17 protein-coding genes are annotated in these 15,905 nt (G+C 60.6%); 12 read left to right on the plus strand and 5 right to left on the minus strand.

Annotated features, from left to right (window positions below):
* Positions 1–20 precede the first annotated feature (20 nt).
* The 6 genes from V8P77_RS00300 (at position 21) to V8P77_RS00325 (ending at position 5,511) form a co-directional block, all read left to right on the plus strand.
* Entirely contained in the window at positions 21–1,184 is a 1,164-nt protein-coding gene (locus tag V8P77_RS00300; RefSeq protein ID WP_335910129.1) for a mandelate racemase/muconate lactonizing enzyme family protein, read from the plus strand.
* A gap of 21 nt (positions 1,185–1,205) precedes the next feature.
* Positions 1,206–1,955 (plus strand): ribonuclease activity regulator RraA, encoded by a 750-nt coding sequence (locus tag V8P77_RS00305; RefSeq protein ID WP_335910130.1) that lies wholly within the window; start codon positions 1,206–1,208, stop codon positions 1,953–1,955.
* Between the two features lie 74 nt (positions 1,956–2,029).
* Positions 2,030–2,281, plus strand: coding sequence for a methyltransferase (locus V8P77_RS00310; RefSeq protein ID WP_335910696.1), 252 nt, complete (start codon positions 2,030–2,032; stop codon positions 2,279–2,281).
* 138 nt (positions 2,282–2,419) lie between these two features.
* A complete protein-coding gene (locus V8P77_RS00315) occupies positions 2,420–2,977 on the plus strand; it encodes a c-type cytochrome (protein WP_003542585.1) in 558 nt (185 codons plus the stop codon).
* Between the two features lie 315 nt (positions 2,978–3,292).
* The gene (locus V8P77_RS00320) at positions 3,293–4,096 is read left to right on the plus strand and encodes an SDR family NAD(P)-dependent oxidoreductase (protein WP_335910131.1); all 804 of its coding nucleotides are present in this window, start codon (positions 3,293–3,295) and stop codon (positions 4,094–4,096) included.
* Positions 4,097–4,116: 20 nt separating this feature from the next.
* The gene (locus V8P77_RS00325) at positions 4,117–5,511 is read left to right on the plus strand and encodes an FAD-dependent oxidoreductase (protein ID WP_335910132.1); all 1,395 of its coding nucleotides are present in this window, start codon (positions 4,117–4,119) and stop codon (positions 5,509–5,511) included.
* A 44-nt stretch (positions 5,512–5,555) separates the two neighbouring features.
* Here V8P77_RS00325 and V8P77_RS00330 read toward each other — a convergent pair whose 3' ends face one another.
* The 3 genes from V8P77_RS00330 to V8P77_RS00340 are packed head-to-tail and all read right to left on the minus strand — an operon-like array spanning position 5,556 to position 7,961.
* Complete coding sequence (locus tag V8P77_RS00330; protein WP_128400618.1) at positions 5,556–5,891, minus strand: hypothetical protein; 336 nt, start codon at positions 5,889–5,891, stop codon at positions 5,556–5,558.
* Positions 5,891–6,757, minus strand: a complete 867-nt coding sequence (locus V8P77_RS00335) for a DUF6772 family protein (RefSeq protein ID WP_335910697.1) — start codon at positions 6,755–6,757, stop codon at positions 5,891–5,893. The genes V8P77_RS00330 and V8P77_RS00335 overlap by 1 nt, the downstream gene beginning before the upstream one ends.
* Positions 6,758–6,815: 58 nt before the next feature.
* On the minus strand, positions 6,816–7,961 hold the full coding sequence (locus V8P77_RS00340; protein WP_335910133.1) for a mandelate racemase/muconate lactonizing enzyme family protein: 1,146 nt from the start codon (positions 7,959–7,961) through the stop codon (positions 6,816–6,818).
* Between the two features lie 160 nt (positions 7,962–8,121).
* Here V8P77_RS00340 and V8P77_RS00345 point away from each other — a divergent pair, with 160 nt between their 5' ends.
* From V8P77_RS00345 to V8P77_RS00370, 6 genes are all read left to right on the plus strand, one after another.
* Positions 8,122–8,877 (plus strand): FadR/GntR family transcriptional regulator, encoded by a 756-nt coding sequence (locus V8P77_RS00345; RefSeq protein WP_335910134.1) that lies wholly within the window; start codon positions 8,122–8,124, stop codon positions 8,875–8,877.
* Complete coding sequence (locus V8P77_RS00350) at positions 8,877–9,668, plus strand: SDR family NAD(P)-dependent oxidoreductase (protein ID WP_335910135.1); 792 nt, start codon at positions 8,877–8,879, stop codon at positions 9,666–9,668. The genes V8P77_RS00345 and V8P77_RS00350 overlap by 1 nt, the downstream gene beginning before the upstream one ends.
* 131 nt (positions 9,669–9,799) lie before the next feature.
* A complete protein-coding gene (locus V8P77_RS00355) occupies positions 9,800–11,047 on the plus strand; it encodes an ABC transporter substrate-binding protein (protein WP_335910136.1) in 1,248 nt (415 codons plus the stop codon).
* A gap of 11 nt (positions 11,048–11,058) precedes the next feature.
* Positions 11,059–11,982 carry a carbohydrate ABC transporter permease gene (locus V8P77_RS00360; RefSeq protein ID WP_129421426.1) on the plus strand — a complete coding sequence of 308 codons (924 nt, stop codon included), beginning with the start codon at positions 11,059–11,061 and terminating at the stop codon, positions 11,980–11,982.
* Entirely contained in the window at positions 11,979–12,821 is an 843-nt protein-coding gene (locus V8P77_RS00365; protein WP_335910139.1) for a carbohydrate ABC transporter permease, read from the plus strand. The genes V8P77_RS00360 and V8P77_RS00365 overlap by 4 nt, the downstream gene beginning before the upstream one ends.
* Before the next feature lie 13 nt (positions 12,822–12,834).
* Positions 12,835–13,884, plus strand: coding sequence for an ABC transporter ATP-binding protein (locus V8P77_RS00370; RefSeq protein ID WP_335910141.1), 1,050 nt, complete (start codon positions 12,835–12,837; stop codon positions 13,882–13,884).
* Between the two features lie 30 nt (positions 13,885–13,914).
* Here V8P77_RS00370 and V8P77_RS00375 read toward each other — a convergent pair whose 3' ends face one another.
* Both V8P77_RS00375 and V8P77_RS00380 read right to left on the minus strand, forming a co-directional pair.
* Positions 13,915–14,916, minus strand: a complete 1,002-nt coding sequence (locus V8P77_RS00375; RefSeq protein WP_335910143.1) for an ABC transporter permease — start codon at positions 14,914–14,916, stop codon at positions 13,915–13,917.
* A gap of 40 nt (positions 14,917–14,956) precedes the next feature.
* Positions 14,957–15,697, minus strand: coding sequence for an ATP-binding cassette domain-containing protein (locus tag V8P77_RS00380; RefSeq protein ID WP_335910145.1), 741 nt, complete (start codon positions 15,695–15,697; stop codon positions 14,957–14,959).
* Positions 15,698–15,905: the final 208 nt, after the last annotated feature.

Consider the following 15,905-nt stretch of genomic DNA (forward strand, 5'->3'; position numbering starts at 1 on the left):
AAGCGGATGCGTGTGAAACGATGACTAGGAAGCTTAAAATCACGGCAATCAAACCCTATCCGGTGTGGGTGGGAACGCGCAACCAGATGCTGGTCAAGGTCGAGACCGACAGCGGCATCTTCGGCTGGGGCGAGAGCGGCTTGAGCGGTCGCGAGAAGGCCGTGGCCGGCGCGATCGAGCATTATCGCGAGTTTCTCATCGGCCGCGACCCGATGCAGATTGGTCGGATCTGGCAAGAAGTTTATCGCAGCCAATACTTCGAAGGCGGGCGCGTTCTGCAGGCGGCGATTTCCGCGATCGACATTGCCCTTCACGACATCAAGGGCAAGGCGCTGGGCGTGCCGGCCTACGAACTTTTGGGCGGCAAACAGCGCGACCGCATTCCTACCTTCGCCTCGACCGGTGACGAGGCCGAGGGCGATGTTGCCATCGAACGAGCCCGCGAACTACGCGAACAAGGGTGGCAGGCGATCCGCTTCTTTCCCATCGGGCAAAACAGCAAGGACATCTTTGAACCGCGCCAGTCGATCGGCGCGACCGCAACTATGCTGAATAAGGCGCGCGAAGCGCTGGGCGACGAGGTCGTCCTCGGCATCGACTATCATCATCGGCTGTCGGTGGCAGAGGCGGCTAGCTTCTGCAACAAGCTCGGCCGTGGCGTGCTTGATTTCCTCGAGGAGCCGATACGAGACGAGACACCCGAGGCCTACGAATCCCTGCGCACGATGACCGACATCCCCTTCGCCATCGGCGAGGAATTTGCCAGCAAGTGGCAATTCCTGCCCTACATCGAACGCGGCATCCATCAGTTCAACCGGCTCGATGTTTGCAATGTTGGCGGGCTCACCGAAGCGATGAAGGTCGCTGGTTGGAGCGAGGCGCACTATGTGGACCTGATGCCCCACAATCCCCTCGGCCCAGTCTGCACGGCCGCGACCATCCATCTCGCCGCCGCGGTACCGAATTTCGCCTGGCTCGAGACCAGGGCACCCGAAGCAAAACTGGGCTTCGATAATTCCGACTTCTTCCCCGTGCAACCACGGCTCGACGGCCCCGACTATCCGGTCAGCGATCTGCCGGGGCTCGGCGTCGAGGTTAACGAAGAGGCGGTCAAGGCGGAGAGCTTTCGTTTCTGGGAAGCGCCTCACCTGAAGCGCCGCGACGGTTCTGTCACGAACTGGTAGTTTCATCCACCGGAGCCTAGAATGACGCATATACCCGACATAACGCGACCGACCAAAGAGCTGATCGACGCATTGAAGGAAATCGGCGCCGCGACGGTTTCCGGCACGCTTGGCCACATGGGCTTCCGCAATCCGCACATGGTCGGTCCCGTGCCGCAGAACCGCGGGAAGTCGATCGTCGGGCCGGCCCTGACGCTTCAATTCATGCCTCAGCGGCCGGACCTCTTCACCGAGGGAGAATATGCCGATCCGGAAACGCAGTTGCACCGGCACGTGCTCTATCATGTGCAGGAGGGCGATGTGGTCGTGGTCGACGCTCGCGGCGACATGAGCTCGGGCGTCTTTGGCGATATGATGTCGACCTATTTCAAAGGCAGAGGCGGCGCTGGCATCGTGATCGATGGCTGCATGCGCGATCGGCCCAATGTCGAGAAGCTGGATCTCCCCCTATGGCTACGTGGCTGGACTCCCAACTACCATGTGCAGACCAGCATCTATCCGAATGCGGTCAACGTTCCGATTGCCTGTGGCGGTGTCACGGTAATCCCCGGCGACATCATCGTCGCCGACGATGACGGGGTGGTGGTGCTTCCAGTCGCAATGGCCGCGAAGGTAATCGAAGAGTCGCAAAAGCATCACGATTGGGAGGAGTTCTCGCGAGTGAAGCTTATGGAGGGCGGGTCGTTGCAGCGCTACTATCCGCTGCATGACGATGCCCGCGGAGAATACGAAGAGTGGCGCAAAACAAACCGCTTGGAGAACCGAAGTTAGCCTATTGATTACCCTCGGCGGGTCGCGAACCTTCTGAGGTATCGCCGACGTCTACGCAAAAAATAGGGAGTCGAATTTCGCCGTGCGAGACCGCTGGCGGCAACTTCTTCGTACAGCTTCCCGGGGATCACGAGGTGGATCTCCTGTCGATGATCCTGCACGATTGGGACGAGGCCAAGAACCGCGCCCTGCTGCGCCGGTCCTTCGAGGCTTTGCCGAGCGGCGGCGCAGTGATCATTAGCGAGCTTCTCGTCAATGGCGAAAAGACCGGGCCGGCGCCGGCCGCGCTGATGAGTCTCAACATGCTGATCGAGACCGAAGGGTGAAACTACACGCCGGCCGAATATTCGGCGTGGCTCGAGGAAGCCGGAGTCCGGCACATCGAGACGGTTTGGTTCGACGCACCCGGCGCGAACGGCGCCGTAATCGGCCGCAAGCCCTAAAGCCATGGGATGGAGGTAAGTATGAGCATTCACGATTTCGGATCTGCTGTCACGCGCGTGGCGTGGCGGGCGGCCAGGCGGGTGTTGCCCGCAGCATTCGCAGCGCTGGCGGCGGCGATTGGATCGTCGCCTGCCGGCGCGGCCGACAGCGAGCTGGTCGAACGGGGGAAATACCTGGTGACCATCACGAGCTGCACCGATTGCCACACGCCGGGACATTTCCTCGGCAAGCCGGACATGACGCGTCACCTCGGCGGCTCCGAGGTCGGTTTCGAGATCCCCGATGTCGGGGTGTTCTACGGCCCCAACCTCACGCCCGATGAGGAGACGGGTCTCGGGCGTTGGAGCGAGCGCGATATCGTCACTGCGATCCGGACAGGCAGGCGCCCCGACGGACGCATGCTCGCTCCAATCATGCCGTGGCCCGCATTGGCGAAGCTCACCGACTCTGACGCCGCGGCGATTGCGGCCTATCTCAAGAGCCTGCCGCCGGTGAGCAACAAGGTGCCCGGACCGTTCGGGCCGGGCGAGGCGCCGACTTCGTTCGTGATGAAGATCGTGGCGCCGGCGGAGAAATAGGGCCGGCGCATTGCAGGGCGGCGCCCCTCCCATTGCCGCCTCGCGACTCGCGCGGAGTCGCCCCGGACGATTGCGCCGGAGTTCATTTCGGGAAGAGAACCTCGCCCTTGCCAAGCCCGCATTTTCGCCACCTGCCGCGCTTTTTGAAAGCAGCGCGATCAACGGCTTGCTCCCTCCGTCCTGAGTATTTGCCAAGCGAAACTCTGCTTCCAGACAGCGTATTGCCTCGACATTGCGCTTTACAACTATATAACATAGTTGCTACGTTACTAGCGATGGAAGCGGGCCTGCTGACTGGTTGTTAGACTGCCCTTAATGAAGGACGCTGCGACGATGTCTGGGACCTATGCCACTTTTTCCGACGATAGTTTTGCGGGCCGAAGCGTCCTTATCACGGGCGCAGCGAGCGGAATGGGTCTTGAAACGGCAAGGGCCTTCGCCAGCAAGGGCGCGGAAGTCGTCATGGCCGATCGTGACGAGGCGGGGCTGAAGCGCTACGGTGCGGAACTGCGCAGTGGCGGCGCGGCTGTTCACACCGTGACGGTGGATGTCAGCGATCAGGAAAGCATCGACAAGGCCTTCGATTATTGTGACGCCAATCTCGCGCGTCTCGATAACGTCGTGACATGTGCGGCGATCATCACAGCCAAGCGTATATTCGAGCAGGATCGGGCGCATTGGCATCGCGTGCTCGATGTCAATCTGCTCGGCACCTTCTTCGTCGTGCAGGGCGCAGTCAAACGCATGCTCGACAACCCCGATGGCGGCAACATCGTCTGTATCGCCTCGGATGCGGGCGTGCATGGCGGCGGCGGGCTGATTGCCGATACCGCCTATGCGGCATCGAAAGCCGGGACCCTGTCGATGGTCAAGTCGGTGGCGCGCGAACTTGCCGGCAAGAAGATCCGCATCAACGCGCTGAACCCCGGGCCGACGGATTCCCCGATGCACTCCCATATCGACCAGTCGCTGAAGGACCGCATCGCCGGCAATCTGCCGATGCGGCGCATGGGACGGCCGGAGGACATGGCGGCGGCAATCATGTTCCTGTGCTCGGATGCAGCCAGCTTTACCTACGGTGCCGCGCTCGATGTCGATGGCGGATCGATGTTCCGCTAGATCGGGGAGGGGATAAAGGCATGCAGCAGACAGCCCGCCGTTACGCCTATTCGGCTGATATTCCCGAACTCGATGATGTCGATGTGCTCGTCATCGGGGGCGGACCATCGGGATTATCGGCCGCGGTCGCGGCGGCACGTCTTGGCGTGCGGGTACGCCTCGTGGAGCGCTACGGCTTCCTCGGCGGCAATCTCACGGCGGGCCTCGTCGGCCCCTGCATGACCTCCTATTCGCTCGACGGCAGCCAGCAACTGATCCGCGGCATCTACGAAGAATTCGTTCAGCGGATGATGGCGCTCGGCGGCGCGCTGCATCCGAGTACGATCCCGGCAGGTTCGGCCTATTGTGGCTTCATCGTCTACGGCCACGACAAGGTGACCCCTTTCCAGCCTGAGGCGGCGAAGGTCGCGGCGCAGCGCATGTGCGTCGAGGCGGGAGTGGAATTGTTGCTGCACACCATGGTCGTCGATGCGATCGTCGATGACCATGATGCGGCCAACCCCCGGGTGCTCGGGGTTGTTTGCGCCGGCAAGGGCGGGCTGAGGAGCATTCGTGCCAAGGTCGTCGTCGATTGCTCGGCCGATGGCGATGTCGCCCATTATGCCGGTGTCCATACCCGTCAGGGCCGGGAAAGCGACGGCCTTTCCCAGCCGCAGACGTTGTTCTTCCGCGTGCAGAACGTCGATGACCAGGTGGTGGAGGATTACATCCGCGCGCATCCGCAGGATTTTCGGCCTTTCGCCTCGATCGTCGCCAAGGCGACGGCCGAGGGCCGCTTTCCCGCGCCTCGCCGCGGCATCGGTCTCTACAAGACCATGGAACCGGGCGTCTGGCGCATCAATACCGGCCGCGTGTTGCGCCGCAATGGGGCTGACGCCCTTGAGCTCTCGCTTGCCGAGGTCGAAGGCCGGGAGCAGACCGTGGCGCTGCTCGATTTCTTCCGGAACAACCTGCCCGGCTTCGAGCAGGTGGAGCTGCGGGACACGGCAACCCAGATCGGCGTGCGGGAAACCCGACGGATCGATGGCGCCTACGAACTGACGCTGCAAGATCTGCATTCCGGCCGCGCCTTCGAAGATGTCGTGGCGTTGTGCGGCTATCCGCTCGATATTCACGACCCCACAGGTTCGGGCGGTGGGACCGGTGGCCAGGGGCTTGATGCGGCCAATATCTACCAGATACCCTACCGTGTCATGCTGCCGCGCGTTCATGAGGGCCTGCTGGTGTCCGGCCGCGCGGTCTCGGCGACGCATGAGGCGCTCAGCGCCATTCGCGTCATGCCGCCCTGTTTTGCGCTCGGCCAGGCGGCCGGTGTTGCCGCAGCGCTTTCGGTCGGCAACAGGGCAAGCCCCCGGCATGTCGACTACGCGGATTTGCGCAGGGAACTTCTGGCCCAGGGCGCCTATCTTGGCTGACGGAAGGAGAAAGCGCGGAAGCTATATACCCGTGTTTTCTCAAGTCAGGCCTTCAGATGAAGGGTCACCAGCACGGTGCATTCGGCGCCATCGGCAAAGCGGGTTGCAACGCGCAGCCAATTGCCGAAGGCGTTGAGCCGGGCCACGGCAATGCCGTCCTGTTCGCCCGGCATGGCGAATTCCGTTCCTTCGCGAACCCAGTGCATGCCGTCAGGCGAGATTTCCACCCAGCCCTTGGGTGCAGTGCCGACGGGAGGCTTCAACGCCCGAATAAAGAACACGGCTTCATGCGCCCAGCCGGCCTCATAGGGTTCGCTCGCGGCGTCGCCGCTCCAGCGCTCATTGCGGGTTATCACCGCCGTGATGTTTTCGGGAAGCATCAAAAATCCCCAGAAATGCAGATGGAATCGACATAGAGAAAGGCGCGTTTGGCGACATCCGTCTCGGCGAACAGGCAGAAGTTCAACATGCACCAGAGGTTTCTCATCGCCGGAATGCGGATCGACTCGAAGCCGGATACATCGAAATTCCGGTCGTTGCATTGCAAGCCGGTCGCCTTCATGGAGGCGAGGTCGAAATCGAAGCGCATATAGCTCCAGTTCACCTTCGTCGGGATCTCGTTGTAGCAGAGCCGTTGCTCACCATCCGGCAAGTCCAGCCAGCCTTCGGGCGCCAGGTGATAGTGGCTTACGGTCTTGTCTTCCCGGCCGATGGCGGTGAAGGACGTGGTCTCACGTTTGTACTGCCATTTCTGCAAGTGCTTGCCGTCGAGTGCATTGAGAAAGCGCAGATGCGGCATAACCCGCTCGCCGTCTCCGTCCCGATCGCCGCATTGCAGGTCGAACAGGAAGCCGATCGATCGCACGTCGGTTTCCGATAGTTTCAGTTCCGTCGCCTCCGGCTTGAACGTAAAGAAAATCTCGAAGCGGATCGGGCCGCGCTTGCGGAAGGTATGGCGCTTGATTGCAACGTTCTGGGCACCCGGTTTTGCCTTTGTGGCGATCTTCAGCGCATAGGACGAATCCATGCCGCCGTGGGACCCTGCATCCCAATGTCCGAGAGTTGAGAGCATGGCGCTCGAGTGCTGGGCAAAGCCCGGCAGCATGGCGTCGAGGCTGTCCTCGTAGTTGCCGACCAACTGCGACCAGCCGCAATGCCCGCGCGAAAAATCGTCAAACGACAGGATGCGCGGCAGAGGATCGAAACGGCTGAGCGCCGGATCTGCGCGAAGCATGGCGAGCCTCATGGCTTCCATCATGTCTGCTGTGGAAGAGGGGGCTGATGTCGTCATTATGGCGTTGACCTCACTGTACGCGGAGCCGTTTGACGGCGTCCCAATCGATTTCGATGCCGAGACCCGGCCGTGTCGGCACGTCGAGCTGGCCATTCTTCTGGCGCAGGCAGCCGGGCGCCAGATCGGCCAGGTCGCGCTTGAAGGGGCTAAGATCGCATTCGCATTCCATCATCCGGAAATTCGGAAGGGCGGCCGCCAGATGCGCGCTGGCCGTCTCGCAGATAATGCCGGACATGCCGATATGCGGGGCGTAGCCCACATCATGCAGGGCGGCATAGTCTGCCATGCGCCGTGTTTCGGATATGCCGCCGGCACGGGCGACATCCGGCTGCAGGATTGAAAGGGTGCGGTTGGCGACAAGACGCTGCGCCTGATCGGCGGTAAAGTTGCTCTCTCCTGCTGCGAGCGGCACGTCGCAGCGTTTGCGAAGTTCTTCGTAACCTTGCTCGTTTTCCGGCGCCAGCGGCTCCTCGAACCAGAAGTAACCGTTGGCCGAAAGTGCCCTGCCGACTTCGACCGCCTGGTCCAGATCATAGGCCCAGTTGGCGTCGACACAGAGTTCGATATCGTCGCCGGCGCGCTTGCGCAGCCGTTCGATGCGCCGACAGGCTTCCTTGACGGGATTGGCCATCTTGACTTTGATGCGCGAGAATCCCTCGCCGATATAGCGCTCCAGTTCCCGATCCGCCTCAGCATCGTCGACCCAGTTTACGGCGGCGGCATAGACTTCGATCGTTTCCCGGCCGATGCCACCAAGCAGCTTGGCGATCGGCATGCCCGCGGCCTTGCCCATGATGTCCCACAGCGCAATGTCGACGCCTGCGATCGCCTCGATCAGCATGCCGCCGGCGCGGCCTGACAGCGAGCGCCGCATGGATTGCCAGAGCGCGCCGATGTTGCGTGCGTCCTGTCCGATCAGCCGTGGCTTTAAAGAGGTTTCGATCAGTTCCGCATAGGCCTTGGGCGAAAACCGGGCTAGAACCTCACCGACGCCGACGATGCCGGCATCGGTGCGCACCTCGATGAGGACCATCGAGACCTTGTGATAGGTGCCCCAGGACGTGACGGTCGGTTTGGGCAGCGTCTGGCTGAGCGGATGAGCGACGACATCTGAAATGAGGATCGCCGGCCCGGTCGAACGTTGCACTGAATCCATCGGCTCTTTCGTTCCCAATGTTTTGCTTGTTGCTCCGGGTTTTGCTCGCTGCTTTGGGGCGTGTCTGTTATTCCTAGCCAGATGTTGGCGACTTGGCAACTGATAAACCTAGTTGCTAAGTTGGAAACTGCATGTTAGCTTTATGAATATGAGGACCGAGATGAGTGAAATACCCGAAAGGAAACCCGTTTTCACCGCCAAGCCGCCCAACCCTTCGCGGTTGGCGGATGGGGTGTCCGATGCGATTGCCGCCGCGCTCTTTGATGGACGCATCTCGCCTGGCGAGCCGTTGCCGCCCGAAGGGGAGATCGCCAGGGAGTTCGGCGTCTCGAAGCCGATCGCCCGTGAGGCGCTTCGCCAGCTGACGGCAGCCGGGCTGATCTTCACCCAACAAGGCAAGGTTGCCCGGGCCAAGGCGCTGAGCGGCGAATCGATGGACAAAATCTACGGCTACGCGGTCCGCTCCAGTCTCAAGCGGCTGCGCGAAGCCAATGAAATGCGCCGCGTCGTCGAGACGGGAATTGCCCGGCTCGCCGCCGAACGTCGCGATCCGGAAGGTCTGGAGATCATGCGGCAGGGTTTGGCAGGCATGCTGGCTTCCGTGAAGGAGCCTTCCGGCTTTACCGCCGCCGACATCCTGTTTCACCTCGGTCTTGCCGTGACGACGGGTAATTACATGATCCGCGTGCACATGGAGAGCATGCGTTCCGTGCAGCGCGAAGTGTCGGAATTGTTTTCACGTCGCGCCAATCGCAGCGACGCTGACTGGCGAGCAACGATTGACCGGCATCAGGCGATTTACGACGCAATTGCAGTTGGTGATGCCGATCTCGCCGAGGAAAAAATCAGGCAGCATTTCGAAGCTGCCGACATTGCCTCGCTCGAGGTGGCCGACAAGTTGAAAGATGCCGAGTGATGAGCGCCGCGCGCTTCTCACTGAAAGACCGGCGCGTGCTGGTAACCGGTGCCAGTTCCGGCATCGGTCGGGCTGTTGCGCTTGGCCTTGCGGAGCATGGAGCGGAACTGATCCTGCATCATTTCGGTAATGAGACGGGCGCGTGTGAGGTGGCCCAGGCGACCGGCGGGACGGCGCCGGTACTGGAAGCAGACTTCACCGACGGGCGTGCGACGCAGGCTTTTGCCGATGAAGTGCTCAAAACACACGGCCCGATCGATATCCTCATTGCCAATGCCGCCATCGAACGTCGGCGGCCCTGGCAGGAATTGGATGAGGCGCATGTCAACGCCCATGTGGCATCGAATTTCTCGGCGCTGCTGACGCTGACGGCAAAGTTGGTTCCCCCGATGGCCGAGCGGGGCTGGGGCAGGGTCGTCGCCACAGGCAGTATCATGGCGGTGCGACCGCGGGCGGAAACGGTTGTTTATGCGTCGCTAAAGGCGGCGCAGTTGACTGCGATCAGGTCGATTGCGCGCGAAATCGGCCATCGCGGCGTCACGCTGAATGTGGTTTCGCCGGGTGCGATCGAGATCGAGGCCAATGCCGCGCGCTACGGCGACCCGGCGTTCCGCAAAGCGGTAGCCGCCAAGATCCCTGTAGGCAGGCCGGGCCAGCCGCAGGACCTGGTTGGGGCGTTTGTCTTTTTGTGCAGCGATGCTGCCAGCTACATTACGGGTGCAAATATCCCGGTCGACGGAGGATGGTCGATCGGAGACGCGCCCGGGAGCCTTCCGCACGCTGCCGGGTGAGCGGCCTGCGGCAGGTTTTCGAGATCATGCGGCGGAACCATCCGCCGTAGCTTGCAGCCAAATTCCAGGCGAATGCCGTTTGCATTCAGTCGGTGAAGGCTGATTGCCGACGACCAAAAAGGGAGGAAACCATGAAGGCCGCATTAGCAGGTATCGCAGCATCCGCGTTGACATTGTGCATATCGACGTCTGCCGTCTTCGCGACGGATCTCCGCATGACCGTCTGGACCGGGAGCGAGGCTCATCTGAAGATGCTGAATGGCATTGCGGAGAGCTTCAAAGCCACACATCCCGACGTCAACGTGAAGTTCGAGACCGTGCCGGTCAACGACTACACGCAGAAACTGACCTTCCAGATCGCCGGCGGCAATGCTCCCGATGTAGCCTGGATGATGGAGGATGCCGCTCCGGCTTTCGAAAACGCCAATCTTCTGATGGATCTCGGCCCGACGCTCAAGGCGGCGGAAGGCTATGATTTCGACGATTTCTCAAAGCCGGCCATGGGCCTGTGGCAGAAGGATGAAACGGTCTACGGCATTCCGTTCTCGACCTCGCCTTTCATGATCTACTACAACAAGGACATGTTCGATAAAGCCGGGCTCGAAGATCCGCTGACGCTCGCCGCCAAGGGCGAATGGAACATGGACAAGTTCCAGGAAGTCTCCAAGAAGCTCGCGGCAGCCAATCCCGGCAAATGGGGCTTCGAGTTCAAGGATGGCGAAGGCTATGCCTCTCGCATGACCCATGCCCTTCTGCCGCCAATCCGCGCCTATGGCGGCGACATCTGGTCGAACAAGGAATGCGGCTTCGACAAGCCAGAAGCCGTCAAGGCGGTCAAGCAGCTGCATGACATGGTCTTCAAGGACAAGTCCATCGTTCCGCCGGGCGAACAGGGCGATTACTTCTCCGGCAATTCGGCGATGACGGTCAACCAGATTTCCCGTGCTTCGAAGATGGCGGAAGCCGGCTTCAAGTGGGGCATCGCACCGTTGCCCACCGGCCCAGGTGGTGAGTCACCCGTTATTGGCCAGGCCGGTCTTGTTGTGTTCGCCGAAGGCAAGAATACCGAAATCGCCGCGGAATTCGTGGCGCATATGACCAATAAGGAGAACGTCGCCACCATGGCGCAGTTCTTCCCGCCGGCCCGTAAGAGCGTTCTGCAGGCCGATGCATTCATCAACGGCAACAAGCTCGTGCCGCCCGAGATGATGAAGAATGTGGCTGCCGCGATAGAAAAGGGCCGGGTGGTCTCGGCTAACGAAAAAGCGCCCCAGATCCTTGCCGCCATGGCGCCTCGCGTGGATGCCCTGTGGAAGCCGGATGCCGATGTCGATGCCGCCATCAAGGGCATCTGCGCGGCAATCCAGCCGCTGCTTTGATCAGAACGAAGATGGCCGATACCGTTCATAACTCCATTCGAACCGGCCAAAAGACCTGGCTGACGTTGAAGATGAGAGAGATGATGGAGGCGTGGCTGTTTGTCAGCCCCACCTTCATCGGCTTCCTCATCTTCTTCCTCGGTCCGCTCTGCGCAGTGGTCTATTATTCGATGACCGAATGGAACCTGCTCAGCCAGCAAGCCACCTTCGTCGGCCTTGCCAATTTTCAGAATGCGCTCCTCGAAAACCCTGACTTTTGGCTGGTGGTACGCAATTCGGTTATTTTCGCGATCGGTCTCGTGCCGCTCAACATGGCGCTCGCGCTCGCCTTGGCGCTCGCCCTTTCCCGGCCGTTCTTCGGGGTCGTGTTTTTTCGCACGGTGTTTTTCGCTCCCGTCATCACCTCGGCCATCGCCTGGGCGATCGTCTGGAAATTTCTGCTGCAGGGAGAAGGTGGTTTCATCAACCAGGTACTGGCGCTGGTCGGGATCACCGGTCCAAACTGGCTGCGTGAACCGAGCTGGGCCATGGCGGCGGTTATCGTCACCCGCGTCATCAAGATGGTCGGCCTCAACATGATCCTCTACATTGCGGCGCTGCAGGCGATCCCGCGGGACTATGAAGAGGCAGCGCGCCTGGAAGGCGCCTCGCGCCGGCAGATCTTCAGCATGATCACCTGGCCGTTGCTGGCGCCGACCACGCTCGTCATCATGGTCATCACGACGATCGGCTCTTTCAAGGTCTTCGATCACATATATCAGATGACCGGTGGCGGCCCGGAAAACGGCACGCTGGTGCTTGCCTTCTACATCTACCAGCAGGGCTTCAAGTTCTTCAATGTCGGCTATGCCTCGGCGCTCGCGATGATCATGTTCGTGATGATCATGGCGCTGACACTGGTGCAGGTGATGCTGCGGAGAAAGGGATCGGAGTGACCCAGCGCCAAATCCAGATCCTCTACCGCACCTGCTGGACGATCGCACTGCTGATCGCCGCCATTCCTTTTGTTTTCCCATTCGTTTGGATGGTGTCTGCCGGCTTCAAGAGCGTGACCGAGATATTCGGTGCGCCGACGCTTATTCCGCGCGTCTGGCGCTGGCAGAATTTCGTCGAAGTGTTCACCTACCAGCCGTTCGCGCGGCAGTATTTCAACTCGCTTTACATCGCGATCGTGGTGACGGCGCTCACCCTCGTCATCTCGTCCCTGGCCGGCTATGCGCTGGCGCGCATGCGGTTTGCCGGTGCCGGGCTGCTGATGCTTTTTCTGATCTCGGCGCTCATGGTGCCGGAGGAAGTGACGATCATTCCGAACTTCTTCCTGATACGTTGGTTTGGTTTGGTGGATACTCACTGGCCGCTGATCCTGCTGCCCACCTTCGGTCCTCATGGGGTGATGGCAACGTTCCTGATGCGCCAGTACTTCCTGGCCCTGCCCAAGGAACTGGAAGAAGCCGGCAGGATGGACGGCCTCTCACGCTTCGGCGTTTGGTGGAAGATAGCGCTGCCGATGGCGCGTCCGGCCCTGGCTGCGGTTTCCATCATCACCTTTCTGTTCTCGTGGAACCTGTTCCTGGAGCCGCTGATCTTTCTGAGCTCGCTCGACATGTTCACGCTGCCTTTGGCCTTGTCGAACTTCAACGACAGCTATGGCTTGCCGCTGTGGAACCTGCAGCTTGCCGCTACCAGCCTTGCCGTGGTGCCGATCCTGATCGTCTATCTGATCGCCCAGCGGCAGATCATCGAAAGTTTTGCGCTATCAGGCGTGAAGGGATGAGGAATTTTCATTCATGAGCAGTGTATCGCTTAAAGGCATCGAGAAACGCTTCGGCGCCGTCGAGGTCATCCGCGGCGTCGATCTCAGGATCGATCCGGGCGAGTTCGTCGTATTCGTCGGTCCGTCAGGCTGCGGCAAGTCCACCTTGCTGCGGCTGATTTCGGGGCTGGAATATCTCAGCGGCGGTGAACTTGCGATTGGCGGCCGGGTGGTCAACGAAGTGCCGGCTTCGAAACGCGGCGTTGCCATGGTCTTCCAATCCTATGCCCTTTATCCGCATCTGACCGTCCGGGACAATATGGGTTTCGGGCTGAAGGTCCGCAAAGTTCCGGCACCGGAGCGTCAGAAGCGCGTCGATGAAGCAAGCGCCACGCTGAAGCTCGAAGCATTGCTCGATCGCTACCCCCGCGAGCTTTCCGGCGGTCAGCGGCAGCGCGTCGCGATCGGCCGGGCCATCGTCGGAAATCCCGATGTCTTCCTGTTCGACGAACCGCTGTCGAACCTCGATGCAGAGTTGCGCGTGCACATGCGCTCTGAAATCGCCGCACTACACAAGCGGCTCTCCACGACGATGATCTATGTAACGCACGACCAGATCGAAGCGATGACGCTCGCCGACAAGATCGTGGTTCTGCGCGACGGCCGTGTCGAGCAGGTCGGCTCCCCCCGGGAACTATACGAGCGGCCGGCAAATATCTTCGTGGCCCAATTCATCGGAAGCCCAAAAATGAATCTGCTCCCGGCAGATATCGCGCCTTTGCTGATAGGCGCAACGGCAGCGGATACCGCCGCCGAAACCATCGGGATAAGGCCGGAGCATCTGATCGTCGTGGAACCTCGAGACGGGACGCTGCGCGGAACCGTCGGGCTTTGCGAATATACCGGGGCGGTAACGCTGCTTCACGTCAAGTTGCCCGCTGGGCATGATTGCCTCGTCCTGCACGACGGTCGTGACATGAAGGCGGGAAAACATATAGGGCTCACCGCCGATGTCTCGAAGGTGCACTTTTTCAATGGCAACGGGCAGAGAATAAAGAACACGGCTGCTCTTGGCGCGGGGTGAGACCAAAACGTGTAACAGGACCGGATACGTCTATTCGTCGCCCTGTCGCAAGTTGCGAAGTCGGTCGAAAAGCACGGCGAGCACGATTGCCCCGCCGATAAAGCATCCTTGCCAGAATGCGTTGATGCCGAGCAGACCAAGACTATTGCGGATGATCTCAATGAGCGCGGCGCCGACCAAGGCTCCGAAGGCGGTGCCGACGCCGCCGGCCAGATTGGCGCCGCCGATAACTGCGGCGGCAATGACCTGAAGTTCCATCCCGGCGCCGATGTTTGTGGTGACGGCGCCGAGCCAGCCGGTTTGAATGATGCCGGCCACTCCCGCCGACAAGGCCGAAATCATATAGACGATGACCTTGATCCTTGGCACGGGAACGCCGGTCAGTGTCGCGGCGTGCTCATTGCCGCCGATGGCAAAAACATAGCGGCCGAACTTGGTCCAGCGCAGCACGAAACCGGTAATAAGTGCCAGCACGACCATGTAAAGCACTGGATTGGCGATGCCGAAAACCCAGGCGCCGCCACCGAGCGCCAGGAGCTTATCGTGATCCGGTCCGAACTGGAAAACGACCGTGTTGTTGGACGCAACCATCGCCAGGCTGCGCGCAATCGACAACATGCCGAGTGTGACGACGAAAGGCGGGAAGCCGAGATAGGCAATCAATACGCCGTTGAAAGCACCGACCAGAAGAGCAGTGCCGATTGAGGCGGCGATGCCGACTTCAATACTGTATCCCGCGTGCATGACGACCGCCAGCACCATGCTGCACAGGCAAAGCACGGAGCCGACTGACAAATCGATGCCGCCGGTGATGATGACCAGCGTCATGCCGAGCGCGATAATGGCGACAAACGTGACGTTGCGGGTGATGTTGTAGATGTTCTTCGCCGTCGCAAAGGAGTCCGTCGCCGTCGACAGAAAAATGCAGGCGAGAATGACCGCAATCAGAACCCAGAATGTCTGGCCGCCCATGATGGTTGCAAGCCAGCTCCGTTGCTTCTGTCCGATCGTCTGGTCAAGTGTAACCGCCATCGTCGACCTTCTTCTTTCCTGTTGCAACGGACAGCATCGATCACACCTGTTCGATGGCGCCGGTGATCAGTCCCGTCACTTCCTCCGGCGAACTTGCCGCAATCTGCTTGTCGGCCACTTTTCTGCCCCGCCGCATCACGATCACGCGGTCGGCGACCGAGAAGACGTCGGGCATGCGGTGACTGATCAGGACAACGACAATGCCCCGGTCCCGCAATTGGCGGATCAGATTCAGAACCTCAGCCACCTGGCGTACGGAAATGGCTGCGGTCGGCTCGTCCATCAATACGATTTTCGCTTCAGACAGCATCGTGCGGCCGATCGCGACCGCTTGTCGCTGGCCACCTGACATTTGCTTGACGAGATCGCGCGCCCGCGTCTCAGATTTGAGCTCGCGAAATATCTCGCCGGCACGCTTGTACATGGCCTTGTGGTCGAGGATGCGAAGCGGCCATACGCCGCGGCGCAATTCTCGTCCGAGGAACACGTTCGCTGCCGCCGTCAGATTGTTGCAGAGCGCCAAATCCTGGTGAACGATCTCGATGCCATGCTGACGCGCTTCCTTCGGCCGATGAAGCACGAGGTCGGCGCCGTCGAGGCGCATGGCACCATCGCTCGGCCGGAAGTTGCCGGCGATCATCTTCACCAATGTGGACTTGCCAGCGCCGTTATCGCCCATCAGGCCGACCACTTGCCCCGCTTCGAGCGAAAACGAAACATCGTTGACTGCCTGGATGGCGCCGAAATGTTTGGAAATATTGGTGAGTTCGAGAACCGCCACCAGCCTCCTGGCCTCCCAAAACTTGCAGGCTATCCATCGCTCCGAACCGTGCTTATCTTCGACGCGAGGCTTGAGCGCGTTCGCTTTTCCAATGTCCTCCCTGGAAAAGCGATCAGGATCATTTACGCAAAACCCTGCGGCAGCGTCAACTGATTGTCCGGGTTATCGGCTTTATTGTCGCAAAAATCCGTTTTGTCAGACAAATATC

The sequence above is a fragment of the Rhizobium aouanii genome (genome assembly GCF_037002925.1).
Classification (GTDB): Bacteria; Pseudomonadota; Alphaproteobacteria; order Rhizobiales; family Rhizobiaceae; genus Rhizobium; species Rhizobium aouanii.

Coding starts and splice junctions, on each gene's coding strand:
- V8P77_RS00325 (WP_335910132.1), top strand. CDS start 4,117: ATGCAGCAGACAGCCCGCCGTTACGCCTATTCGGCTGATATTCCCGAA.
- V8P77_RS00370 (WP_335910141.1), top strand. CDS start 12,835: ATGAGCAGTGTATCGCTTAAAGGCATCGAGAAACGCTTCGGCGCCGTC.
- V8P77_RS00375 (WP_335910143.1), bottom strand. CDS start 14,916: ATGGCGGTTACACTTGACCAGACGATCGGACAGAAGCAACGGAGCTGG.
- V8P77_RS00345 (WP_335910134.1), top strand. CDS start 8,122: ATGAGTGAAATACCCGAAAGGAAACCCGTTTTCACCGCCAAGCCGCCC.
- V8P77_RS00355 (WP_335910136.1), top strand. CDS start 9,800: ATGAAGGCCGCATTAGCAGGTATCGCAGCATCCGCGTTGACATTGTGC.
- V8P77_RS00315 (WP_003542585.1), top strand. CDS start 2,420: ATGAGCATTCACGATTTCGGATCTGCTGTCACGCGCGTGGCGTGGCGG.
- V8P77_RS00300 (WP_335910129.1), top strand. CDS start 21: ATGACTAGGAAGCTTAAAATCACGGCAATCAAACCCTATCCGGTGTGG.
- V8P77_RS00330 (WP_128400618.1), bottom strand. CDS start 5,891: ATGCTTCCCGAAAACATCACGGCGGTGATAACCCGCAATGAGCGCTGG.
- V8P77_RS00360 (WP_129421426.1), top strand. CDS start 11,059: ATGGCCGATACCGTTCATAACTCCATTCGAACCGGCCAAAAGACCTGG.
- V8P77_RS00350 (WP_335910135.1), top strand. CDS start 8,877: ATGAGCGCCGCGCGCTTCTCACTGAAAGACCGGCGCGTGCTGGTAACC.
- V8P77_RS00320 (WP_335910131.1), top strand. CDS start 3,293: ATGAAGGACGCTGCGACGATGTCTGGGACCTATGCCACTTTTTCCGAC.
- V8P77_RS00335 (WP_335910697.1), bottom strand. CDS start 6,757: ATGAGGCTCGCCATGCTTCGCGCAGATCCGGCGCTCAGCCGTTTCGAT.
- V8P77_RS00340 (WP_335910133.1), bottom strand. CDS start 7,961: ATGGATTCAGTGCAACGTTCGACCGGGCCGGCGATCCTCATTTCAGAT.
- V8P77_RS00305 (WP_335910130.1), top strand. CDS start 1,206: ATGACGCATATACCCGACATAACGCGACCGACCAAAGAGCTGATCGAC.